The organism is Roseibium album (assembly GCF_001404515.1).
Lineage (GTDB): Bacteria > Pseudomonadota > Alphaproteobacteria > Rhizobiales > Stappiaceae > Roseibium > Roseibium album.
The window spans coordinates 630,627-654,818 of sequence record NZ_CXWE01000001.1 but is presented as its reverse complement, the minus strand read 5'-3'; the positions used below and the strand labels follow the sequence as shown (position 1 = coordinate 654,818).

At 56.6% G+C, this 24,192-nt stretch carries 18 protein-coding genes; 13 read left to right on the top strand and 5 right to left on the bottom strand.

Translation table 11 applies throughout. From position 1 onward, the window contains the following. Positions 1 to 7: 7 nt before the first annotated feature. On the top strand, positions 8 to 1,123 hold the full coding sequence (locus tag LA5095_RS02980) for an isocitrate/isopropylmalate dehydrogenase family protein (protein WP_055111784.1): 1,116 nt from the start codon (positions 8 to 10) through the stop codon (positions 1,121 to 1,123). Between the two features lie 7 nt (positions 1,124 to 1,130). Here LA5095_RS02980 and LA5095_RS02975 read toward each other — a convergent pair whose 3' ends face one another. Next, complete coding sequence (locus tag LA5095_RS02975; protein ID WP_055111782.1) at positions 1,131 to 2,165, bottom strand: LacI family DNA-binding transcriptional regulator; 1,035 nt, start codon at positions 2,163 to 2,165, stop codon at positions 1,131 to 1,133. A 202-nt stretch (positions 2,166 to 2,367) separates the two neighbouring features. On the opposite strand from LA5095_RS02975, the gene LA5095_RS02970 reads away from it, so the two are divergent. The 6 genes from LA5095_RS02970 (at position 2,368) to LA5095_RS33145 (ending at position 12,908) form a co-directional block, all read left to right on the top strand. Further along, the gene (locus LA5095_RS02970) at positions 2,368 to 3,891 is read left to right on the top strand and encodes a sugar ABC transporter ATP-binding protein (protein WP_055112707.1); all 1,524 of its coding nucleotides are present in this window, start codon (positions 2,368 to 2,370) and stop codon (positions 3,889 to 3,891) included. A 2-nt stretch (positions 3,892 to 3,893) separates the two neighbouring features. Continuing rightward, a complete protein-coding gene (locus LA5095_RS02965) occupies positions 3,894 to 4,916 on the top strand; it encodes an ABC transporter permease (protein ID WP_172670756.1) in 1,023 nt (340 codons plus the stop codon). 98 nt (positions 4,917 to 5,014) lie between these two features. Continuing rightward, positions 5,015 to 5,971 carry a substrate-binding domain-containing protein gene (locus LA5095_RS02960; RefSeq protein ID WP_055111780.1) on the top strand — a complete coding sequence of 319 codons (957 nt, stop codon included), beginning with the start codon at positions 5,015 to 5,017 and terminating at the stop codon, positions 5,969 to 5,971. An 85-nt stretch (positions 5,972 to 6,056) separates the two neighbouring features. Further along, entirely contained in the window at positions 6,057 to 7,118 is a 1,062-nt protein-coding gene (locus tag LA5095_RS02955) for a sugar phosphate isomerase/epimerase family protein (RefSeq protein ID WP_055111778.1), read from the top strand. 233 nt (positions 7,119 to 7,351) lie between these two features. Beyond that, a complete protein-coding gene (locus LA5095_RS02950; protein WP_055111776.1) occupies positions 7,352 to 8,512 on the top strand; it encodes a Gfo/Idh/MocA family protein in 1,161 nt (386 codons plus the stop codon). Between the two features lie 637 nt (positions 8,513 to 9,149). After that, entirely contained in the window at positions 9,150 to 12,908 is a 3,759-nt protein-coding gene (locus tag LA5095_RS33145) for a LamG-like jellyroll fold domain-containing protein (protein ID WP_055111774.1), read from the top strand. A 201-nt stretch (positions 12,909 to 13,109) separates the two neighbouring features. On the opposite strand, the gene gcvA is transcribed toward LA5095_RS33145, so the two are convergent. After that, positions 13,110 to 14,069 carry a transcriptional regulator GcvA gene (gcvA, locus tag LA5095_RS02935; RefSeq protein WP_196890748.1) on the bottom strand — a complete coding sequence of 320 codons (960 nt, stop codon included), beginning with the start codon at positions 14,067 to 14,069 and terminating at the stop codon, positions 13,110 to 13,112. Positions 14,070 to 14,195: 126 nt separating this feature from the next. Between gcvA and LA5095_RS02930 the strand changes: the two genes are divergently transcribed. After that, positions 14,196 to 15,050: a DMT family transporter gene (locus LA5095_RS02930; protein ID WP_055111769.1), complete on the top strand. Its 855-nt coding sequence runs from the start codon at positions 14,196 to 14,198 to the stop codon at positions 15,048 to 15,050. A gap of 220 nt (positions 15,051 to 15,270) precedes the next feature. Here LA5095_RS02930 and LA5095_RS02925 read toward each other — a convergent pair whose 3' ends face one another. From LA5095_RS02925 to LA5095_RS02915, 3 genes are read right to left on the bottom strand one after another with little or no spacing between them, the layout of a single operon-like run. After that, on the bottom strand, positions 15,271 to 16,182 hold the full coding sequence (locus LA5095_RS02925) for an NAD(P)-dependent oxidoreductase (RefSeq protein WP_055111768.1): 912 nt from the start codon (positions 16,180 to 16,182) through the stop codon (positions 15,271 to 15,273). Positions 16,183 to 16,212: 30 nt separating this feature from the next. Continuing rightward, positions 16,213 to 16,761, bottom strand: a complete 549-nt coding sequence (locus tag LA5095_RS02920) for an isochorismatase family protein (RefSeq protein ID WP_055111766.1) — start codon at positions 16,759 to 16,761, stop codon at positions 16,213 to 16,215. A gap of 11 nt (positions 16,762 to 16,772) precedes the next feature. Next, on the bottom strand, positions 16,773 to 17,639 hold the full coding sequence (locus tag LA5095_RS02915) for a HalD/BesD family halogenase (RefSeq protein ID WP_208992527.1): 867 nt from the start codon (positions 17,637 to 17,639) through the stop codon (positions 16,773 to 16,775). Positions 17,640 to 17,758: 119 nt separating this feature from the next. Here LA5095_RS02915 and LA5095_RS02910 point away from each other — a divergent pair, with 119 nt between their 5' ends. From LA5095_RS02910 to LA5095_RS02890, 5 genes are all read left to right on the top strand, one after another. Next, on the top strand, positions 17,759 to 18,628 hold the full coding sequence (locus LA5095_RS02910) for a LysR family transcriptional regulator (RefSeq protein WP_055111762.1): 870 nt from the start codon (positions 17,759 to 17,761) through the stop codon (positions 18,626 to 18,628). 758 nt (positions 18,629 to 19,386) lie between these two features. Continuing rightward, on the top strand, positions 19,387 to 20,523 hold the full coding sequence (locus LA5095_RS02905) for a hypothetical protein (RefSeq protein WP_055111760.1): 1,137 nt from the start codon (positions 19,387 to 19,389) through the stop codon (positions 20,521 to 20,523). Positions 20,524 to 20,646: 123 nt separating this feature from the next. Continuing rightward, positions 20,647 to 22,056 carry an aminotransferase class I/II-fold pyridoxal phosphate-dependent enzyme gene (locus tag LA5095_RS02900; RefSeq protein ID WP_055111758.1) on the top strand — a complete coding sequence of 470 codons (1,410 nt, stop codon included), beginning with the start codon at positions 20,647 to 20,649 and terminating at the stop codon, positions 22,054 to 22,056. After that, positions 22,053 to 22,943 (top strand): TIGR01459 family HAD-type hydrolase, encoded by an 891-nt coding sequence (locus tag LA5095_RS02895; RefSeq protein ID WP_055111756.1) that lies wholly within the window; start codon positions 22,053 to 22,055, stop codon positions 22,941 to 22,943. Before LA5095_RS02900 ends, LA5095_RS02895 begins: the two co-directional genes overlap by 4 nt. An 11-nt stretch (positions 22,944 to 22,954) precedes the next feature. Then, complete coding sequence (locus LA5095_RS02890; protein WP_055111754.1) at positions 22,955 to 23,971, top strand: hypothetical protein; 1,017 nt, start codon at positions 22,955 to 22,957, stop codon at positions 23,969 to 23,971. The last annotated feature ends 221 nt before the right edge of the window (positions 23,972 to 24,192 follow it).

The window sequence follows — 24,192 nt, the reverse complement described above, 5'->3', positions numbered from 1 at the left end:
TGAAAAAATGAGAATTGCCCTGATCAAAGGCGACGGTATCGGCGTGGATGTTGCGGAGGCAGCAATGGCCGTTGTTGAAGCTGCCCTGCGCAGAACCGGCCAGACACTGCCTCACTATGACAACATTTGTGCAGGAGCCGGACACTACAAGGACACCGGTCTTGATATCGAAGCCGACGGAGAACAGCGCGCCGGGGCCGCTGATGCGATCTTTCTCGGTGCGATCGGTCTTCCCTCGATCCGTCACGATGACGGCACCGAAATTTCCCCTCACCTGCGCTTGCGTGACCGTTTCGGCCTGTATGCCGGTGTCAGACCCGTCAAGGCCTATCCGAATGCCCCGCAACGGCTGGCCGATCCGCGCGCGGCCGGGATCGACCTTGTCATCTTGCGCGAGTCGACGGAGGGCCTGTTCTACTCGGCCGCCACCCACAAGCGCAGCCTCGTGGTGAACGACGACGAAGTTCAGGACATACTCAGGATCACGCGCAAAACCACGACGAAACTGCATCAATTCGCTTTCAATCTCGCTCGCAAGCGTCGCGAAAGGGGCAGTCCCGGCCATCTGACCTGCGTCGACAAGGCGAATGTGTTCACTTCCCTCGCCTTTTTCCGGCAATTGTTCGACGAGGTAAAGGGAGCCTTCCCGGATGTTCCGGTCGGTTACAATTATGTCGACGCCCAGGCCCTCGATCTCGTACGCAAACCCTGGGATTTCGATGTGCTGGTGACCGAAAACATGTTCGGAGACATCCTGTCCGACCTTGCCGGCGGGCTTGTGGGCGGCATGGGCATGGCGGCCTGTGCCGAAATCGGAGATACCACCGGGCTCTTCCAGCCGGCGCATGGCAGTGCGCCCGACATCATGGGACAGGACAAGGCCAATCCACTTGCTGCAATTTTGAGTGGTGCACTGATGCTGGATTACCTGTCGGAAAAACTCGACCGGCCTGTGCTGAGCGAGGCTGCCGAACTCATCAACAGCTCGGTGGAAACCGGCTTTCAGCAAAACAACCTTCGACCCATGGAATTCGGGGGTGACATGGGAACCCGCGATGTGACCCGGCAGGTTCTGTCCTACATTGAGGAAACTGCGGGCGCCCGCGCTTCCATCGGAGCATGAATTCAGACTACTTCCGCTGTCTGGAGACACCGGCACAGCTTTCGCGCACGATCAGATCGCCGTGGAGAAGGTGGCTCCTTGTTTCCAGCAAACGGTTGGCAAGGCGGTTCAGCAGGATGTTCATTGCCTTTTCACCGATGTGATGTCGCGGTTGACGAATGGTCGTCAGGCCGGGCGAAAAGTTACTGGCAAAGGGAATGTCGTCAAAACCAAGCACAGAAAAATCTTCCGGAACCCGGTATCCACGCAACTGCAGCGCTGAAATGACACCGATTGCGGTATTGTCATTGAAACAGAAAAAAGCGGTGGGCAGGTCATCCTTGATAAAGAGGCGTTCAACTGCCGCCCGTCCGCTTTCACTCGTACCGTCTCCTTCCACGCGCCAGTCGCGCAGGTCCTCGGGCGATTCCCGCAGCCCCTGCCTGTAGCCGGAATGGCGCAGATCGCTGCGGATGTCGGAAGGGCCACCCGAAATGAAAGTGATTTTGCGATGACCAAGCGAAATCAGATATTCCGTTGCCATCTTGCATGCAGCAACATCATCCACCCCCACATAGCTGATCTCTCTGTTGGAGACAGGCCGTTCGGTGGCAACGATCGGCGGCAACGTTGTCAATGGCGTCTGGGGCTCACCGGCGACCGGTATGTGTCCGGTCAGAAGAACCAGGCCATCTGCCATCCCCGTTGACAGGAAACGAAGGTAGTTCTGCTCCAGTCCGGTTGTTCCCTCGGTGTTGCCAATCAGGACACCATAGCCACGGTCGTTTGCAGCCTTCTCAAGCCCGGTCAGGAGCCCGGCGAAATTCGGATCAGCGATGGACGAGGCCAGCACAAGAACCATCTTGGACCGCTGCATCCGAAGGTTCTGTGCCATGGCATTGGCCGTGTACCCCGTCCGCGCAATAGCCGCGGTTACCTTCTTGCGCGTGCTTTCCGCCACCTTCTCCGGCGAACGCAATGCCCGGCTGACGGTCGCAATCGAGACACCCGCCAGTTTTGCCACATCTTCAATTGTTGCCGGCTTGTCGACCGGTTCACTCATTTTAAGGCCCCGATCATGCTGCGCTGCGGGCTGCGATTAAGTGCATGAAATTCAATACTCTCCTAGCTGTATAGACTCTGAACTGATTCATGAAAAGGTTTACAAACCTCAATGTAAAGGTTTACATCGATCATGAAAACGTTTACACGAGTTTCATGGCATCAAAGTGACTGAAGCTGATGGTGCCTGGGAGGAACTTCAAATGGATTTTGGGACGTCCGCTCCGGCGGCGATCGTCGAAGCTGTGAACATCAGCAAGTCATTCGGCCCGGTACCTGTCCTGTTCAGCGTGAGCATGGACATCCGACCCGGAGAAGTGCATGCGCTGATCGGCGAGAACGGTGCCGGTAAATCAACATTGATGAAGATCCTTTCGGGTTTCCACGACCCGACTTCAGGCCAGATCCGCCTCGACGGAAAACAGACCACCCTCCCTCCCAACGGTGCGGCCGAGAAACTCGGCATCGTTCTCATCCACCAGGAACTCAATCTCGCGGAGCAAATGACCGTTGAGGAAAATGTGTTTCTAGGACGGGAGGCCAGATCGAACGGCTTTCTGGATCGCAAAGGCATGCGGGAGGCAGTTCAGGGACTGCTGGACGAGATCGGACTTGAGATATCGCCAACAGACCGGATTTCAGACCTCACGATTGCGCAGAAGCAGATGGTCGAAATTGTCAAGGCAGTCAGCCGGAATGCCCGCATCCTGATCATGGACGAACCAACCGCCGTACTCACGGAGGAAGAAACCGAGGTGTTCTTCCGACAGGTTGAAAAATTGAAGGAAAGTGGCGTCGGCATCGTTTTCGTCTCCCACAAGCTGAACGAGGTCAAGGCAATCGCAGACCGGATCACCATCCTTCGCGATGGTCAGTGGATCGATACACGCCTGTCCCGTGACCTGACGCCCGATACGATGGCGCAGATGATGGTCGGTCGCGAACTTTCGGATCTCTATCCGCCCATGCATGAGGCAGATGTCGATGCGGAAATGGTCCTTGAAGTCCAAAACCTCAGGGCGCCCGGCATAGACGATGTCAGTTTCAGCTTGCGCAAGGGAGAGATTCTCGGCTTTTCGGGTCTGATCGGCTCAGGCCGGACTGCCGTCTTCGAAGCCGTTTGTGGCCTTGCTCCAATCGATAGCGGCACGATCAGGCTGTTCGGCAGCGAGACTGCTCCCCTGAGCGTTGCCCGGGCACGCGATGCAGGCCTTGCCTATCTTACCAAGGATCGCAAGGAGAAGGGGTTGCTGCTTGACAAGAAGATGCAGCCAAACCTGACCCTTTTTGCCCTGCCGAAGTTCGTGAAGAACTTTGCCATAGACAAAAAAGCGGAAGAAAGTGCACTTGAGCGCGCTATCCGCCGGTTCGACGTCAGAGCACGCGATCCCGGCATCACCGTCGGCAAACTGTCCGGCGGCAACCAGCAGAAGCTGCTTCTTGCCAAGATCATGGAATGTGATCCGAGGATCGTGATCATCGACGAGCCGACGAGAGGCATCGATGTCGGCACCAAGCAGCAGATCTATCATTTTATCGCCGCGCTCGCCGCGGAAGGGGTTTCTGTGGTCGTCATCTCGTCCGAGATGCCGGAAATCATCGGCATCTGCCACCGGGTGGCAGTAATGCGAGAAGGCCGTATCACCGGCATTCTGACAGGCGACCACATCAACGAAAACGAAATCATGCGCTATGCCGCCGGGCTGAAACGGGAGGACCTCCATTGACCATGATGACCGCATCAGACGACAAAGCGGCCAAGACGGCCAAACGGTTTTCCGTTGATTTCAAGACGCTTGGTCCGGCGCTCGCCCTGCTCCTGCTTTGTATCATCGGGTTTCTGCTCAATCCTGCCTTTGTCAGTGAAGGCAATCTGACCAATCTTCTGACCCGCTCTGCCTTTATCGGCATCATTGCGGTCGGTGCGACATTCGTCATCACGGCGGGTGGCATTGATCTGTCGGTTGGATCCATGGCCGCTGCGATAGCTGGCGTGATGATCATCGTGATGAACAATGCCGTAGAAACGCTCGGCACGGGTGTTCCAACCGTTCTCTTCGGGTGCGGTATCGCCATTCTGCTCGGGATCGGCGCCGGCTGGATCAACGGGGCCCTGACCACCAGGGGCAAGATCGAGGCCTTTATCGTCACGCTCGGCACCATGGGTATCTATCGGTCGCTGGTAACCTATTTCGCAGACGGAGGCACGTTGTCGCTGAATTTCGATATCCGCGGCACGTATCGTCCGGTCTACTATGACGGCTTTCTTGGGCTTCCGTTCCCCGTCTGGGTCTTCATCGGCGTCGCCATCTGTGGCTGGCTGCTGCTCAACCGGACAGCGTTCGGGCGCTATTGCACGGCGATCGGTTCCAACGAGGCGGTAGCCAAATACAGCGCCATCAATGTCGACAGGGTGAAGACACTTACCTACATCATCCAGGGATTGTGCGTGTCCTTTGCGACGATCATCTATGTGCCGCGTCTCGGTTCGGCCTCCGCATCGACCGGCGTCCTTTGGGAACTGGAGGCGATTGCAGCCGTGATCATCGGGGGCACGGTGCTGAAGGGTGGGTATGGCCGCATAGGAGGCACCATCCTGGGCGCACTCATTCTGACGACAATCGGCAACATCTTGAACTTCACCGATATGATTTCGAATTACCTGAATGGAACAATGCAGGGTCTGATCATCATCGTTGCGGTTCTTCTGCAGCGCAGCGACTGGAAGTTCGGCAGAAACAGCAAGTCGTAACTCGCTGAATTCAAGATAGAGGGACCCGTCCCCACTTTTGACCGGATCGCACCGGACGGGAAAGGTGCGTCCAATCGACAGCATTGGAGGAGGAAACGATGCTCTGGAAGACAACACTTGGAATGATGGCCGTTACCGGCATGCTGGCTCTTGCCGGTCAGGCATCGGCCGAAGACAAGATCAAGATCGGCGTCAGCTATCCGACGCCGACACACGCCTGGGCAGCCGGCATGAACTGGCATGCCGAACAGGCGGAAAAACGACTGGAAAAGCTCTACCCCGACGTGGATCTGATCCTGGTCAATTCTCCTGACCCGGGTGCGCAGGCAAGCGCGCTGGAAGACCTCGTCTCGGTTCACCAAATCGACGCACTTGTCGTGCTGCCGTTCGAATCCGAACCACTGACCGACCCGGTTCTGAACGTCAAGAAGTCAGGGGCCTGGATCACGGTGGTTGACCGCGGTCTCAGCCAGCCGGGCATCGAGGACCTTTATGTGGCCGGCAACAATCCGGAACTCGGCCGTGTCTCGGCACAATACATGAAAGGCCGCCTGAAAGACGGGGACAACATCGTTGTCCTGCGCGGTATTCCGACCGTGATCGACAATGAACGTTTCGATGCTTTCATGGAAGAAATCGAGGGATCCGGCATCAACGTGCTGGACCACAAGCACGCCAACTGGAACCGCGATGACGGCTTTGAGGTCATGCAGGATTTCCTGTCGCGCTTTCCGGATATCGATGCGGTCTGGGCCCAGGATGACGACATTGCGGTCGGTGTTGTGGCTGCGTTGAAACAGGCTGGCCGCGACGGTGATGGCATGTTCGTTGTTGGTGGTGCCGGCATGAAGGAAATCATCAAGGGCATCATGGACGGTGACGAATTGATCCCTGTCGACGTTCTCTATCCGCCGGCAATGATCGCAACCGCCATGGATGCAACAGTCAACGCGTTCAAGTCCAACGGACCGGTTGCCGGCCGCTACATTCTTGGCGCGACCCTGATCACCCGCGAGAATGCCGAGAGCTACTACTTCCCGGATTCGCCGTTCTAATCGTTCAGCGAAAACTGGCCGGGGTCTTTGCGATGGGATCCCGGCCCCTTTTTTTCAGACCTGGCCCCAGTTTCGGAGAAGAGCCATGAAGACCATAAAGGGCCCCGCCCTGTTTCTTGCCCAGTTCGCGGGAGACGAGGCACCGTTTGATTCCTGGGACTCGATCACCAAATGGGCAGCCGATTGCGGTTACCGCGGCGTTCAGGTTCCGAGCTGGGACGGGCGGCTGATCGATCTCGCCAGAGCCGCCAGTTCAATGACCTACTGCCAGGAACTTGCCGGCACCGCCAGGGAGAACGGTATCGAGATCACCGAACTCTCCACCCATCTTCAAGGGCAACTTGTCGCCGTGCATCCGGCTTACGATACTGCCTTTGACGGGTTCGCGGCAGCGGAAGTTCGTGGAAATCCTGCAGCCCGTCAGGCATGGGCAGTCGATCAGGTCAAGCTTGCACTTGCAGCCAGCCGCAATCTCGGCATATCCGCGCACGCCACTTTCTCCGGCGCCCTGGCCTGGCCTTACCTCTATCCCTGGCCGCAGCGTCCAGCAGGTCTGGTCGAAACGGCCTTTGACGAACTGGCCAGGCGCTGGCGTCCGATCCTCGACTTTGCCGACGAAATGGGCGTCGACGTGTGTTATGAAATTCATCCGGGTGAAGATCTCCATGACGGCATCACATTCGAGATGTTTCTGGAACGCCTGAACAGCCACACGCGCTGCAAGATGCTCTACGATCCGTCACACTATGTGCTTCAATGCCTGGACTATCTCGACAATATCGACATTTACAGGGACCGGATCGGCATGTTCCACGTCAAGGACGCCGAATTCAACCCGACCGGTCGGCAGGGCGTCTATGGCGGTTATCAGTCCTGGGTGGACCGGGCGGGCAGATTCCGCTCTCTCGGTGACGGTCAGGTCGACTTTGCCGCTGTTTTTTCCAAAATGGCCGCGAATGATTTCGACGGCTGGGCTGTCGTCGAATGGGAGTGCTGCCTGAAGCATCCGGAGGATGGTGCCCGAGAAGGTGCGCAATTTGTCCGCGATCACATCATCCGCGTTACCGAAAAGGCCTTTGACGACTTTGCCGACGGTGGTTCTGATGACGCAGCCAATCGGAAAATGCTGGGGCTTGACCGGGATTGACGGTTCAAGAACACCCAGACGCCCGGTCGTGCCAGATGACGGCCGGAAAAACACGGTACCGTTCTGAAGATGGCATGCGGGTTCACCCTGAGGACGGGCCACGCGCCCGGGAAACAGAAAGCTTTTGTTCGAAACGGCTTTCAGGTGCTTCCATCGGGCCGGGTTTCTCTATAGGAATGTAATCGATTACAGTACTGCACCCCGAGACCGCTGGTGCAAACAGGAGGAGCGATATGGCCATAGAAGGTAAAGACAACCCGCAGACGCGTCCGATCCGTCTCGGCATGGTCGGTGGCGGCAAGGACGCCTTTATCGGAGCGGTGCACCGGATTGCCTCGCGCATTGACGGTCGCTACGAACTGGTCGCAGGCGCGCTTTCGTCAACTCCGGCGAAAGCCGAGGAGTCCGGTCGTGCCCTGGGCCTCGACGAAGACAGGATTTATGCCGATTTCGAGGCGATGGCCAAACGCGAAGCCCGGCTGAAGAACGGCATAGAAGCGGTCGCTATTGTCACGCCGAACCACGTTCACTATCCGGCAGCCAAGGCATTTCTGAAAAGAGGTATCCATGTCATCTGCGACAAGCCGCTGACGTCGACACTCGCCGATGCCAGAAAACTTGCAAAGGCGGCGGACAATTCAGACGCGCTCTTTTTCCTGACGCACAATTACACCGGCTATCCGATGGTCCGGCAGGCGCGGGAGATGGTTCACAACGGTGATCTCGGCACGATCCGGGTGGTCCAGGTGGAATATCCGCAGGACTGGCTGACAGTCGAACAGAGCAACAAGCAGGCCGACTGGCGCACGGACCCGGCCCGCTCCGGTGCCGGCGGTTCAACAGGCGACATTGGCACGCATGCCTACAATCTGGCCTGTTTCATTACCGGCCAGTCTGCAGAAAGCCTTGCCGCCGATCTGCAGTCCTTCGTTCCCGGACGTCAGGTCGACGATAACGGGCACGTCATGTTGAGATATGCCAGCGGTGCGCGGGGCATGCTCTGGTGCTCGCAGGTGGCGCCGGGAAACGAGAACAATCTCAAGATCAGGGTCTATGGCGACAAGGGCGGCCTGGAGTGGCATCAGGAAAATCCGAACTATCTCCATGTCACGCCGTTCGGGGAACCAAAGAGGATCGTCACCCGTGGCGGGGCCGGAATGTCGGACAGCATCGCGCCGGCAACCCGGATCCCTCCCGGACATCCGGAGGGCTACCTGGAGGGCTTTGCAAATCTCTACAAGGACGCAGCCGATGTAATCCGCGCGCACCAGGCAGGCAAGGAAATTGCATCACTCGTCCCGGGGATCAGCGACGGCCTTGCAGGTGTGCAGTTCGTCGACGCCTGCGTGAGATCCTCGGCCCGGAATGCGGCCTGGGTAAAATTGAACGGCTAAAGCAGTCTCACTGGCCTTCCGAAGCGATGGCGGTCGTCTCTGCGGAAGCCAAAGACCATTCAAAACAGCTGCGCGTTGGTCTCAGGACCAATGCGCAGCCTTGATTGTCCGCTCGGCAATCGCGGCATTCTCGCCCGGACACGCGAAAAAAAAAGCCCGATACACATTCAGGTTCCGTCCGCCTCTTGCAGGGAATTGATGTCGTCCTCACCATTTGCAGATTGCAACCCACCCACAACCTTTTTTTGATTTTCGCAGCTTAACTTTGTGAAAAAGACGCTGAAGAGAAGATTTACGCCTGCATCAGCAACGGCGCCACTGGATTAAGAGTAATTTAAATAACAAATACTCGCCAAATGGTAACTCAAGGAATCCTAGAGATTCAAATTAATGATAAAAATCATGCATTTCGCACTTTTGAGTAAAATTTGACATTTACTTGACTTACTCCAATCAAATTATCATCCAAATATCGTATTTTTTTCGTCTTATTTGCTCCGATTTTTCGTCAAATTGTCGCGAATACATTTAAGGCACAACAACGACTCACCGAAATTAATCGCTTGGACACATAATTATAAATGCCGAGAAACTTCGGCTTATCAGGCTGAATTGGCCTGACCAGGGGGTACCAAGCATGAAGTCGACCACGTCAACCGCATTGTCCGAACCCGTCTTTGCCATTGCGGGGGAGACGGAGTTCTCCGGAGAGAAGGGTGATTATCTTGATGCGGGCAATGCGGCGGCGCTGTCGCTGGCGGCCGGCACCATCGCCATGACCTTCAATGCCGACCATGTCTGGGGAAGCCAGGCGCTGTTTTCCAAGGACGGCAGCGGCTATGACGATGGCGGCCACCTCACCGTCTGGCTCAAGGACGGACGGATCTATGTCCGCCAGCAGACCGACGACAGCACCGAATACCTCAAGGTGCCCGATCTGATGATCAGCCAGGACACCGACTATCACCTGGCCGTCTCCTTCGGCGAGGACGGGCTCAATGTCTTTGTCAACGGCAAGCTCTGGGCGTCCGAGCCGGAGATGAAGCAGGGCATGGACATGAACGAGCGCTCCTTCCTTGTCGGAGCCTCCGGAGCCTGGCGCTCAGACGACGGCCACACCGCCCACCAGCAGTTCAACGGCACCATCGCAGACGTCATGGTCTTCGGTGAACAGGTCGAGGGCGAAGACATGGCAGCGCTTGCCGGTGCCGTCGACCCGGCCTTCGAGGCGGACGCCCTGGCCGCCATGGCACAGGACGACCTGATGCCCGCCTTCCAGCAGCTCCATCACGGCTCCGACGAGGCAAAGGCCCTCGCCATGGCCTACGGCTTCAACCACATGGGCCAGATGACCTCCGGAGCGACCTATTCCGAAGGCACAGATGCCGGCGAGACCATCGAGGGAACCAGCGGCGATGATGCCATCAATGCGGGCCTGGGCGACGATACCGTCAACGGCAATGACGGCAACGACATCCTCCAGGGATCCTACGGCAACGACATCCTCAATGGCGGCGACGGCAACGACGTGCTCGACGGAGGGCACGGCGAGGACATCCTCAACGGCGGGGCCGGCAACGACCTCCTGATCTCGCAGTCCGACGGACGCGAGGGCGCCGTTGCCTATGACGCCGACCGCGACGAGGGCGATCCCTATAACGAGCTTACCGGCGGCAAGCTCTATCCGGACCAGCCGCTGCATGCCGACGATGTCATGACAGGCGGCGACGGCGCAGACACCTTCTACTTCCAGACCCTCATCAACGCCAAGGCACGCTTCCTGGAAGAACACACACAAGATGACGGCACCATCAGATGGCACGGCGTCGCAGGCGAGAACGAGAACATCCACGACCACTGGGTCGATGTCATCGGCAACGACGTCATCACCGACTTCAACAGGGGCGAAGGCGACACCATCCTGATCGAGGGACATACCACCAAGATCAGATCCATCTCCTATGGAGACACAAACGGCGACGGCATCGTCGATCACTCCCTGATCTCCCTCTACTCCGACCAGGGATCGGGCGGCGGGGCCCACAACAACGACGACCTGGGCACCATCACCGTCTATGGCGACCTGATCACGCTCTCCGACATCTCCACGACCGCCAAGCCCGCCTATGGCATCGTCAGATCGATCGCAGATATCGACGAGGCCATCAAACCCATCGAGATGGGAACAGACAGGGGAGATATCGAACCACCCGCAGACATCCCGTCACAGGATGACCTGCCCCTCCCCGAAGGCATGACACCCGTCTTTGCCATTGCGGGGGAGACGGAGTTCTCCGGAGAGAAGGGTGATTATCTTGATGCGGGCAATGCGGCGGCGCTGTCGCTGGCGGCCGGCACCATCGCCATGACCTTCAATGCCGACCATGTCTGGGGAAGCCAGGCGCTGTTTTCCAAGGACGGCAGCGGCTATGACGATGGCGGCCACCTCACCGTCTGGCTCAAGGACGGACGGATCTATGTCCGCCAGCAGACCGACGACAGCACCGAATACCTCAAGGTGCCCGATCTGATGATCAGCCAGGACACCGACTATCACCTGGCCGTCTCCTTCGGCGAGGACGGGCTCAATGTCTTTGTCAACGGCAAGCTCTGGGCGTCCGAGCCGGAGATGAAGCAGGGCATGGACATGAACGAGCGCTCCTTCCTTGTCGGAGCCTCCGGAGCCTGGCGCTCAGACGACGGCCACACCGCCCACCAGCAGTTCAACGGCACCATCGCAGACGTCATGGTCTTCGGTGAACAGGTCGAGGGCGAAGACATGGCAGCGCTTGCCGGTGCCGTCGACCCGGCCTTCGAGGCGGACGCCCTGGCCGCCATGGCACAGGACGACCTGATGCCCGCCTTCCAGCAGCTCCATCACGGCTCCGACGAGGCAAAGGCCCTCGCCATGGCCTACGGCTTCAACCACATGGGCCAGATGACCTCCGGAGCGACCTATTCCGAAGGCACAGATGCCGGCGAGACCATCGAGGGAACCAGCGGCGATGATGCCATCAATGCGGGCCTGGGCGACGATACCGTCAACGGCAATGACGGCAACGACATCCTCCAGGGATCCTACGGCAACGACATCCTCAATGGCGGCGACGGCAACGACGTGCTCGACGGAGGGCACGGCGAGGACATCCTCAACGGCGGGGCCGGCAACGACCTCCTGATCTCGCAGTCCGACGGACGCGAGGGCGCCGTTGCCTATGACGCCGACCGCGACGAGGGCGATCCCTATAACGAGCTTACCGGCGGCAAGCTCTATCCGGACCAGCCGCTGCATGCCGACGATGTCATGACAGGCGGCGACGGCGCAGACACCTTCTACTTCCAGACCCTCATCAACGCCAAGGCACGCTTCCTGGAAGAACACACACAAGATGACGGCACCATCAGATGGCACGGCGTCGCAGGCGAGAACGAGAACATCCACGACCACTGGGTCGATGTCATCGGCAACGACGTCATCACCGACTTCAACAGGGGCGAAGGCGACACCATCCTGATCGAGGGACATACCACCAAGATCAGATCCATCTCCTATGGAGACACAAACGGCGACGGCATCGTCGATCACTCCCTGATCTCCCTCTACTCCGACCAGGGATCGGGCGGCGGGGCCCACAACAACGACGACCTGGGCACCATCACCGTCTATGGCGACCTGATCACGCTCTCCGACATCTCCACGACCGCCAAGCCCGCCTATGGCATCGTCAGATCGATCGCAGATATCGACGAGGCCATCAAACCCATCGAGATGGGAACAGACAGGGGAGACATCGAACCACCCGCAGATATCCCGTCACAGGACGACCTCCCCCTCCCCGAAGGAATGACACCCGTCTTTGCCATTGCGGGGGATCTGAATCTGGAGGGCAACCGGGACGGACAGATCGCAATTGCTCATACGGATGCAATGGAGATTTCCGAGGGAACGATCGCGTTTTCCTTCAAGGCAGACACGGTATCAGGTTACGATGCGCTCTTTTCCAAGGACGCCAGCGGCTATGGAACCGGCGGCCATCTGACCGCCTGGGTCACCGGATGCGGTGACGTCAAGGTTCGCTTCCAGGACGAAAACCAATCCGTGTGGCTGAAAGGTGAAGATGTCTTTGAAGTCGGCAAGGAACACGAATTCGCCTTCACCTTCGGTGATGATGGCGCAGCTCTCTTTATCGACGGTGTCGCAGTCGCCAGGGATGACGAGTTTGAAGCCGATTGGCTTGATAACGAGGAATACCTGATGATCGGCGCAAACGGCTGGGGCAGCCCCTCCGGTGAAATCGGCTGGACCAACGATCACTTCGACGGAGTGATCTCGGACTTCACCGTCTTGAACCAGCAGCTTGACCAGGAGCGGATCAGCGACGGATTGTTTGTTTGAAGAAGCGCAATAATCTCCATTCAACCGGGTTCATTTGAACGGTTCCTGGAACCTGACCGAGGGTCAACAACCAGAACATTTGTGTTGATGCTGTTGATCCGCGGCAGACGTTGTTCGCATGAAGGAAAGACAGCAACTCAACGATGAACCAATCAAAGGAGAAGAATCCGCTCTCAAGACGCATGCAGTTTTTCAGCCCGGTCAACTGCCTGACCGCGCGCTCTTCATGGATGTCATTTCCATCTCGTAACGTTGTTGCGACCGCGCTGCTTCAGCTTCAATCCAGCCCAGAAACGCGGCGATGCGCGGGCGGGATTGAGCTCCGTCCGGGCAGACCAGATAATAAGCTGAGGTTGCGGGACAATGGACGTCAAACAATCGCGTCAGACCTGCCGCGCTCAGGCCGCTGTCCACATGCGCACTGCGGGCAAGCGCAACCCCCTGCCCTGCGACAGCCGCTTGCAACGCCATGTTCGTGTTGGGAAACCGTGACCCTTCGTCAAGCGGCAATTCCGGCACGCCCGCGGCGGAGATCCAGGTTTCCCATTGCGAACTCATTGCGTCGTCATTTACCTGCAGCAACGGGAATCGTGCCAGATCGATGGGGTGCTCAGGCACGCCCAATCGGTTCAACAGTTGCGTGCTGCAGACAGGAAAAACATATTCATGAAACAAGAGACTGCTGTGCAGACCAGGGTAGTTTCCATTGCCAAATCTGATCCCCAGATCAACGTCCTCAACCGAGAAATCAATCAGATCGTCCTTGGTCGAAATCCACACGTCGATTTCGGGATAGTGTTCATGGAAGTCACCGAGTCGCGGTACCAGCCAGGTTAGGGCAAAGGATTCCAGCGTGCTTATCTTCAGAGGACCCGGCAGATCCTCAACACTGAAGCTCTCAAGCGTGGCTGACAATTTTCCGAAGAAGTCACGTGCAATCGGCACGATTTCCGCGCCGCACTTGCTCAAGGTGAGCGGTCGCGTACCACGCTCAAAAAGCTTGTGTCCCCAGAGGCTCTCCAGGTTGCGGATCTGATGACTGATTGCGCTTTGCGTCACGTTCAACTCGTCCGCAGCACGGGTAAAGCTGCGATGACGGGCAGCAGCTTCAAGCGCACGCAGCGCTGCAAGTGGCGGCAGGTGACTGGACATGATCAACATGAACGTTAACTCATGAAGAATATGAAGACAATTCTTTTGTACAGGTCACTTCTGCCAACTATTTTACCATCTCTACATGAACTGAATTCACAAAGCTGAATTTGGAATTTCGGAGGGTAAATTGGCTTGAGTATCGTATTTCTCGTACTCGCATCTGCAACGCTCCACCCCATCTGGAATTTACTTGTCAAAAAGAATGCCGATCCACAGCTCGGGTTTCTCCTGCTCATGGCAGTGGCCGCGGCATGCTCGCTCATTCATGGTCTGATTGCAGGGGTGGATTTTTCCACGGTGTTTACAGTATTGCCCGTCGTTGCACTGTCTGTATGTGGCCAGTTGATCTATGGAACATGCCTGACCGCGACCTTAACGCGTGGCGATCTGTCCACATACTATCCGATCATCCGCGCATCACCTGTTTTCGTCGTAGCGGCCAGTATCTTGCTGTTTGGAAAATCCTATTCGTTGCTCACTTTATTTGGCATCAGCTTGGTCGTTGCAGGCAGTTTTCTACTTCTATACCGACGCGGCAGCCACTATCTTGATGATCCGGTTACACTTCTTTATGCCTTGCTGGCATTGTGCGGCACCGGCATCTACTCACTTGCCGATGCCCATGTCATGCAACATATCGCGCCACAGGTGCTGGCGTTTACTGTCGATAGCGCGGTATTGCCGTTTTTTCTGATTTTATGGCTCAGAAAACGCTCCATCACGCGCTTGCAGTCAGATGCGACATTCTCGTTTTCACCGATCTATGTGCTGCTACCAGGTGTTCTTTGCTACCTCTCGTACTACCTGATCCTTGTCGCCTACCAACTTGGCGGAGATGTCGCGGTGGTGACATCGTTGCGACAGGCTTCGATACCAATTTCGGTCGCCTTGGGAGGAATGTTCCTACGAGAAGGTGCCATGACTCGGCGCTTCGTTGCAGCTTCCCTTCTGGCATTGGGGATTGTTGTGATTTCTGTTTATGGATGACGCTGCTTTGATCTGGATGCTACAGCCGGCAATACACATTCGCAGAAACCGGCTGACAATTGCATTCCAATCGACGGTTCGTCATCGCTCAAATGATCCGGTGATTGCCGGATCTGCGTCACCTAGTTCTTCCTGTCCATGAACAGATCACCATGACCTGAGACCGGAGCGAAGTGTTGCGCCCGACTTCTGGAGAGCACGCCAAAAGAAATGCGTCGTTCTATTTTTCCCAATGTGGAACCCAATCCCCATCGAGACGCAGAGAAACGCCTGCGGCGTCTTCTTCAAGTTTCACCACATGCAGTTCGCCCTTGTCACCGCCGTATTTTTCGCGCGCCGCTTCAAATTGCGCGCAGACCAGCCGTGTGGCCGGGGCGGCGGTGTCTGCGTCGTTGCAGGCTTCAACGATCAAGCCCAGATCCTTTTTGCACAGATCGAGGTTGAAGGATGGATCGTAGTGCCCGGCAAAAACGGACGGAGCATCGTGGTGCATGCACCAGCTTTCGCTTGCACCGATCTTGAGCGCATCCCAGGCACGGGACAGTTCGACGCCGGATTTCACCGCCATCACAAGGGCTTCGCCCATGGCTGTCGCATGGATGGCCCAAAGCTGGTTGCTCGCCAGTTTCGTGATGGACCCGCTGCCGTTGGCGCCCATGTAGTGAAGCGGCCCCATCAACTCCATCACAGGACGAATACGCGCAACCGTCGCTTCGTCGCCGCCTGCAAACTGGGTCATATTTCCAGCGCGCGCGCCGTCCACGGCCCCTGTGACCGGTGCATCGATCACCTGCACGCCAATCTCTGCGAAAGTGGCTGCGAGCTCGCGCACATAGGCGGGTTTGTTGGTCGTCATATCCACCCAGACCTGACCGGCGGACATGGCGGACAGCAGCCCGTGATCTCCGCCTACCACCTGCTCGATTTGCCTGGGTCCAAAGACCATGGTGAACACCAACTCCGCACCTTGCGCAGTTGCCGCCGGGCTATCCGCCCAGGTTGCGCCAAGGGAGAGATGCTCCTCCGCCCGCTTCGGATCAAGATCGCAGACAGTGAGTTCATGCCCTCCCCTGATCAGGTTCAAGGCAGCCGGTCCGCCCATGGTGCCAAGCCCGATAAATCCAATCCGCATGTGCGCCGTCCTCAGGTTTATGTGTTTTTCCTAGGCGTTCAGGATGGTGTCGGTGGAGTGTACCGCACCGAACTCACCATGCAGGTTTGCAAGCGTGACAGAGTGTATCTGCTCGGCGCTGTGGCTTACGCCATCCGGCCCAATCGCCTCGTAGGCCCAGACCGCGTCGGAGGCATAGACCATCTCAAAGCCCAGACTGCTTGCCGAGCGTGCGGCGGATTCAGCGCAATGATTGGCCGTGGCCCCGCAGATAACCACGCGCTCAATATTTTCAGCACGCAGATCCGCCTCAAGCGAGGTTCCCGCAAAGGCGCTGGAGACGTGTTTGATGATCACGGCCTCGTCACCCCGTGGTGCTGCAAAAGGCTGGACTGCCGCACCTGGTGCATCGACGTGAAAAGGGTCCTCCGGGTCAAGACCGTGGTGATGCACATGGATGACTTTGTCACCCTTCGTGCGGAACTCGTCCAAAAGCCGACCGATATTGTCAGCGGCCTCCGGGCAAGACCGTACGGCACCGGTGGCATCCTCGTGGGCCAGCGCCATTTGTACATCAATGACGAGAAGAGCGGTTTTCATGGCTTGGTCCTTTATGCGTTGATGCTGGTAGCTGCGCGATCCGCGAGGATCTTTTTGACGCGATCGCCATAGATGCGCATGTTGATGTCGTCGCTGATCACTCGGCCTTCTTGTTCGTCGTAGGTCATGATGGCAGTGACGCGCGGGATCGCCCCTTCGACTTCGGTCACCCCGTGCAAAGAGTAGCCGCCGCGAAACAGAGTGAATGTGCCGGCGCTACGACCGAATGTCTTTGCATGGGACATATCACCGGCAAGCAACCGATCCACAGCCTCGCGGTCTTCGGTTTCAGCGGTGCGCGAGTTCGGCAGAAAAGCGAATTCCCCCCCGGTTTCAGCCGCTTGCAGCAGCAGCGTCACGGTGCATTCCGTCGTATCGTAGTGCCAGGCATGCCAACTGCCGGGGTGCAGGGCGACGACATTCAGCGCCTGGAATTCATCGGCACAGCGATGGAGCACCTCTTTCTTTTGCACACGGCGAACGAAATCAGTCAGAATCTCGGACTGATAGAGCCGTTGAATGAGCGTGTCACCCGGCAGTTGATCATCCGCCAGTTGCGTCGCCACATGTGTATATTCCTTCCGGCGCGGGTCATCTTTGGGCAGCGTCGGATCAATCGCGCCTTGATAGATGTTGCGCTTGATGGTCAGAACCTCGGCGCACGGCAACAAAGCGTTGGATTCCCCGGCCAAAGCTTCCAGGGCCTCGGGGCGGACGAACCCGTCCAGATTGCACCACCCGTGCTCCTCCATCTGGTCCTGACAGGCCTTCAGAAACGCAGCGCCTTTGCCGCTTTCCAGGTCCGCGATGGGATAGCGCACCAGGTCCACAAGGCTCAAAACCATGTCGGCATCTGGGTCTCGATTGATCTCCGGCATAGCTTGCTCCTTTGCGTCCGGCCGTCTTCGCCTCGGCTTACTCCTGTGTAGCCGCCGAATGAGATGAAGAAAAACGAAAGAATTTGCCTCCATGCACATAAAAAACTTATGAGTAAGCGATGAAGGGCAATCTCAATCTGAATTGGCTGCGGACCTTTGAAGCCGCCGCACGTCACCTGAGCTTTACCGCCGCCAGTCGAGAGCTGGGGTTGACACAAACGGCTGTCAGCCAGCACATCAAGGCATTGGAAGGTCAGCTTGGGCAGAACCTGTTCATTCGTAAGGCCAAAAGCCTGCAACTGACGGAAATCGGTCGAGCCTATTTGGTTTCGGTTCGGGACTCGTTGGAGCACATCGCATTTTCCACAAACGGGCTGTTTGGGCCAGCACAAGAAACAACGATAGTCGTGCGGGCGTCTGCGGCCATGATCATCTGGCTGTCTCCGCAACTTGCGTCCTTTCAGAAAGCTAATCCGAGCATCGGGATAAAACTCGTCACATCGCTTTGGCAGAACGACCGAGAAGGGCATCCGGTGGACGTCGACATCCTGCTGGCCGCGCAATCCCAATCCGACACGCGCATGGTCAAGCTGTCAGATGAATACATCGTACCGGTTTGCGGTCTTCACACTGCAAAAAAGATCGAAATGCCCAAGGATCTCATGACCTGCAACACCATCCACGTGCTGGGATTCGACGACCATTGGGCGCGTTATCTGTCGTCCCATGGCCTTCCGTATGCAGACATATCCTCACGCCTCGTCGTCGATACCTCGGTTGCCGCCTGCGAACTAGTGGCCGCCGAGAACGGCTGCACCATCATGATCGACCGTTTCGCGCAGCAGGCCATCGCGGCCGGTCGCCAGATTAGAATTGTCGGTGACCCGGTTGATACAGGTCAGGCCCACTACTTCCTGCAACGCAAAATCCGTTCGGCAGGCTCCCAGGTCTCCACAGCCTTCTGTGACTGGTTGAAAACCTGCTTTTGAAGTCGGCATTCAATAATCGAGCAAACGTAATATGCCTGGCAAGGCCTGATCACGGTCTTGCCAGGAAGTTCATTCAACCGGCAGCATCGGTCACACTGAGCTCAAATCTGACCATTTCTGCAATTGGAACAAGCGGCGGCTTCGCGTCACCAACTCCGATATTCCATGCGTCAGAACATGACCCCCGAAAGCCGACGTCCGTTGGGATCAGGGTGAATTTCTTGGATCTGAAGAAATCTGCCGTTGTGGGTTTTCCGAGTAGAGTTTCACGCTCATTGCAGGACCAGCTCCACTGAGCATTCTGCAGTCACTCAGTCTGATTGAGCTCAACCTTCTTTTAGCAGGTAGTCGCTCGCGCTCTGTCAGGGTGCGGACCAGTCGCGGTCACAGGAGCATCCTCGTCGAAGAAAGTTTGCATCCTGATGCCAAAAAACCCTTTTCATGACCAACGCCATCCCTCCGAAATACCGAGCTAAACCTTAAGTAGAGCTTATTTAGCAACACCTCGATCACAGATGTCGTATCTGCAAATCTCGGTGCAACATTTTGCACACGTAAAAATTGATAAAACTGTGAAACTTACGATCAAAACGCTAAAAATGACCTATTTCTTTAATTAAACTGAATTGAATCAATAGTTTATAAATTTCGCCTTTGACGAGAGAAAATTCTCTTGACCATCATCAAAAATATGACTTTATTACTCAACAATTAATTACCTATGCGTGTATATTCCCCAAATCGAAAGCGAAGCTCGGATGCGCGAAGAAACACTTTTGATCGTCGGCAATGGTGTTCTTGCTGGTCATGTTCTTTACATCCTAAGTCATGGCACACGATACAAAAAGATCGTCATAGGATCTCGCGACATAGAACGGGCGAGCCGAAAAGCAAATACACTGCAACAACATGCGTTGAACATTGGCTACGATGTAGACATCGAAGCTATACATCTGGACCTTGACAACATCCATCAAACGGCAGCTTCGATATCCAAGGTATCCCCCGCCGTCATATTCAACACCGCTTCAATGCAGTCGTGGTGGGTGGTCACCACTTTGCCGGACGAAGTAAGGAGCAAGGTTGCCGAAACGCGCTTCGGCCCCTGGCTTCCAATGCACCTGTCCCCCACTCTTTCCCTGATGGAGGCCCTCCGGCAATGCGAGAACGATGCAATTGTCGTGAATGCAGCGTTCCCGGATGCAGTCAATCCTGTATTGGCACGTAATGGGCTCGGACCCACCGTTGGTATCGGCAATATCGCGAATGTCGTCCCTGCCCTGCGCCTGGCGGTCGCAGAACAGCTCAATGCCAGAGTGCAGGATGTGGATGTGCGCATTTGCGGGCATCACTATGTCAGCTATCGCTTGTCACGCCTTGGTCACCCTGATGGAGCACCGGTCTTTTTTCACGCTTCAGTCAACGGCACGGACGTCACCGGCAGCTTAGATCAAAATGCGGTTTTCAGGTCGCTAACCGAGCGCCATCGCAGAACCGGCGGTGTCGAAGGACAACCTGTGACAGCGTCTTCGGCGGTTGCGGTGCTTGAGGCCCTGCAAGGTCGCACGAGGACGCTTGTTCACGCACCCGGTCCCAACGGACTACCTGGTGGCTATCCTGTTTGGATCAGCAAAGCGGAGTGCGAGATATCCTTGCCGCAGAACATTTCGCTGGACGAAGCGGTAAGCGTCAATGAAACCGGCCAGATCCATGACGGCATAGAGAGTATCGACAAGCACGGCAACGTCAGGTTCGCCGAGGAGCAGATGGCTGCCATGTACGACCTTTTCGGCCATCAGTGTGACGAACTACGGCTTGCTGATGTTCACGAAGTCGCCAAGGACCTGAGCGGACGATATCAGCACTTCCTTGAGCGAAACGGTTTGGTGCACTGAGTTATGGGGCAATGGATGGTTTCGCCGCGACAAGAGTGCGAAAGCACTCCATTGGACCGACTAAAAGACTGTCGCCTGGCCTTGGCCGGGACAGACGAGCAAGGCCGGAAGATTCATCCGGGGATGTTTGACGCGGGAGTGATCTCGCTTGCCCATGGGGACGGGACACGCCGCCCGCCTCCAGGAGCGCTGCGTGCCGGTGTTGAGGCACTGCTCGACCCGGCATTGTGTGCTTTTGACGACTATCTGTTTCTTCAGCGGTTCGAGGCCCTGGAAGACCGCGTTTCGCAGAATTTCAGACAAGCAGGCATTCCGGCGGAGAGCGCAGACAATATTTGCATCGAATGCGGCACAACACGACTGTTCGGTGCTTTCCTGCATTGTGCGGCAGAACAAGGTGACCTGTTCCTGGCAGCGCCGACCTACTATCATTCGTTGCCGGATTGGTGCGCGTGTTTTGGGGCCGAACTGGTCTGCGTACCGACGTCGCCTCATGAAGCCTACAAGCTGACAGTTCCAGCCCTTGAAGCCTGGTTTGAGCAAAACGTGGCGACAGGCCGCCAACGTAAGCCCCGGGGGTTGTTCTTGTTCAATCCGACGCAGACTGGAGGCCTTTACTCATCAGCAGAGTTATCTGAGTTGGCCCGGTTCATTGCGGACAACGACCTCATCGTATTGGCGGATCACGTTTTTGCCTCCACAGAGTTCCCTGGTTCTCCACCCGCCGCGTATTTGGCGGCACAAGACGGCATGACTGATCGCGTTGTAACTTTGGGCGGTGTTTCCAAATCACACAACCTTGCAAATATAAGAATTGGCTGGGCTTGCGGCCCCAGGCAACTGATCGAGGAGATGCGGCGGTATTCTGTCAGCACGATCATCTCGGTACCGCGATTGAACAAAATAATGGCCCTGGCGGCGCTGGATGATGATCGCAAATTCCTCAATGAAAACGCAAAGGAATGTCTACGCAGAGTGAAGTTGATTCAGGACTGCATTGCACATTGGAACACTGAACTCCACCGACACGCACCTAACTTCCCGGGATTTAGGCTCGTCCATCGCCCACGAGCCGGTCACTCCCTGCTTCTGTCTTGCGATGCGCTCAAGGGGTGTCATTGGTCGGGAGGCAAGATCCGCAACAATGTCGACGTCACACGGTTCTTTTTGAGCGAGGCACGGGTCGCTGTTTCACCCGCCTTCTCGAGCGGACTCGACGGATGCGAGATAAGGATCTGTTTCGCCTCGGTAGGATTGTCGGAAACCTATTTCTATTCCTCTGAAACAGAGTGCCGTGCCGTTGTGGATGGGGTTCGCAGCCATCTTCGCAAGGAGAGCGCCCTTCCGATTGCAGCCACATCTTTCTCGAACGGAAACAACGCGCCGGAGGCTCCAGTCAACCAGATGTTCCTACACGGCAGAACAATGATCCAAGAGGCAATGATTGAGCGGATGCTGCCCGCAATCTTAAAGGTCGTCGGTCCAAAGGAAAAAAACCACGATCAGGCCACCGTGCATGAAGGTGGCACATGAACAAGTTTTCTGTTTCGAACTCTGCTGCCGCTGGCTCTGTGCACGCTGGCGTCGATTTGATCGCTCCACATTTTGACGCCTTTATCGTAGACGTCTGGGGCGTTGTTTGTGACGGGGTTTCAGCCTTTCCCGCAGCTGTTGATGCGCTCAGGAATCTACGAGCGATAGGCCCGGTCGCACTGCTGTCAAACACCGCAAGACGATCTCATGCACTTGCACGCCACCTTACAGGTCTCGGAATTGATGTTGACTGTTATGATGTGCTCCTTACCGCGGGTGAGGCATGCCATCTCGCCTTGAAGTCCGGGCGATGGAGGGCAGAAGGACAAACCGGCGACGGCGGGGTACTCTATATTGGTCCAGACCGTGACCGGACAATTCTGGCTCAATCCGGTGTGCAAGAGTGCCGTAGTCTCACAGAGGCGACTGCCATCGTGTGCACCGGCATGCTGGAGACATTAAACTCGGTTGAGGCGCACGACCGCCTCCTGGTCGAGTGGCTCAAGAGGGATTTGCCTTTCATCTGTGCCAATCCTGATCGTATCGTAAGGATCGGCGCGAAGACTGTGCCATGCGCCGGAGCGCTCGCGGAGCGTTATCAATATCTTGGCGGGCGCGTCCTTCAGTTTGGCAAACCAGAACCTGCAATCTACCACGCATGCATCAACAAGCTCCAACAGTTGCGGCCATCATTGACGCGCGCCCGCATCCTCGCGATCGGTGATGGGTTGGAAACCGATATTGCGGGCGCCAATCGACAGGGTCTCAATTCTGTTTTGGTGAAGACAGGCATCCACGGATTGCAGGAAACAGAAGGGTTGGTCGAACGAAAATACGCCGAATCACCCCCGGTCCCCAACTATGTCGCAACAGCACTCGACTGGTAGATGTCCGGATCATGAGTTTCGCGTCTATTCTGGTCCTTGGTGCCTCGCTTGCCAGCTGGGCACTGCTGCTTGTGACCTGCCGCGTTATCCTATTCGCATGGCCTGTCGACCCCTGGTTGTTCACACTCATTCAGATGATGGCCGGCGGCATTTTCCTGATTGCCATTGCAGGTCGCGGCAAAGGCTTTGCCGATGCGTTGAGTGACCCGTTTACCTGGCTTTACGGTGGACTGCGGGTGGCCACCGCCGCCTTCTTCACCGCTGCACTGACCTATACATCGACGTATAATGCAGCGTTCCTGGGCATCGTGTCAGTTCCAATCAGCCTGGCTGTGCTTTGGCTGATCTTGTCTCGTCAACCATCCCGGATCGAGTTGCCCGGCCACTGCGCTGTCCTTTTCGGGTTCGTGTTTCTTGCCGGAAGCCTGGATGACGGCTGGCGAAATCCGGCGATTGTTCTGATGATCTTGTCAGAGCTTTGCGTCGTCGCATCGACGCTAATCGCAGAATTTCATCCGCTGAACCAAACCAGTGATACGCGCCAACGCGCCCGCCTTACCGGCATCATGCTTCTTGCGAGTGCCTTTGTCATGCTGATCCTGGCAACAGGTTTTGGCTTCGTCGCACAGTGGTTGCCTGACCTTCGGTCTGGAATTCCCGAAACACTTACCCGGATGACAGATCCTTCGGAGGTGTTCAATCCAGCCTTGTGGATTTCAGCGACCTTGGTTGGCGTCGTGTTGCGGGGGCCATCACTGTTTCTGGCGCTGAAAGCGATCCACCATGTTCGGACAGAAAAATACATTGCCGCAATGGCCGGGCTGCCTTTTTTGACCTTTGCAATGGAGACGCTCGCCGTCTCTTTCGGATGGCTCGCTCCAAGTCATTCAACGCAAATGACAGTCTTCTGGGGCAGCGTCATGACGTTTGGTTCCCTGAGCGTGCTCATTGCACGCTCGCGCAAGGAAACGGTCAGACACCCGCATCGCGAAACAGCACCAGAAGCAACCGAAACCAATCGGCATTGATCAATGCGATCTTGCGGATGTGAAAGACGTTGTTCTACCTGAAACGTACTGGCGTGAACAAACCGGTTCCACCGGCAACACCATCACTTGAAGCAGTTTGGGCGTGCCTGCCGATCACCAACAACAACCGATTTTGGCAACTTGGTTATTCATGCGCATGGGCGTCCTGGAATTCCATCTCTGATCAACCAACAGCAGTACACCGCTCCATTTACATTACC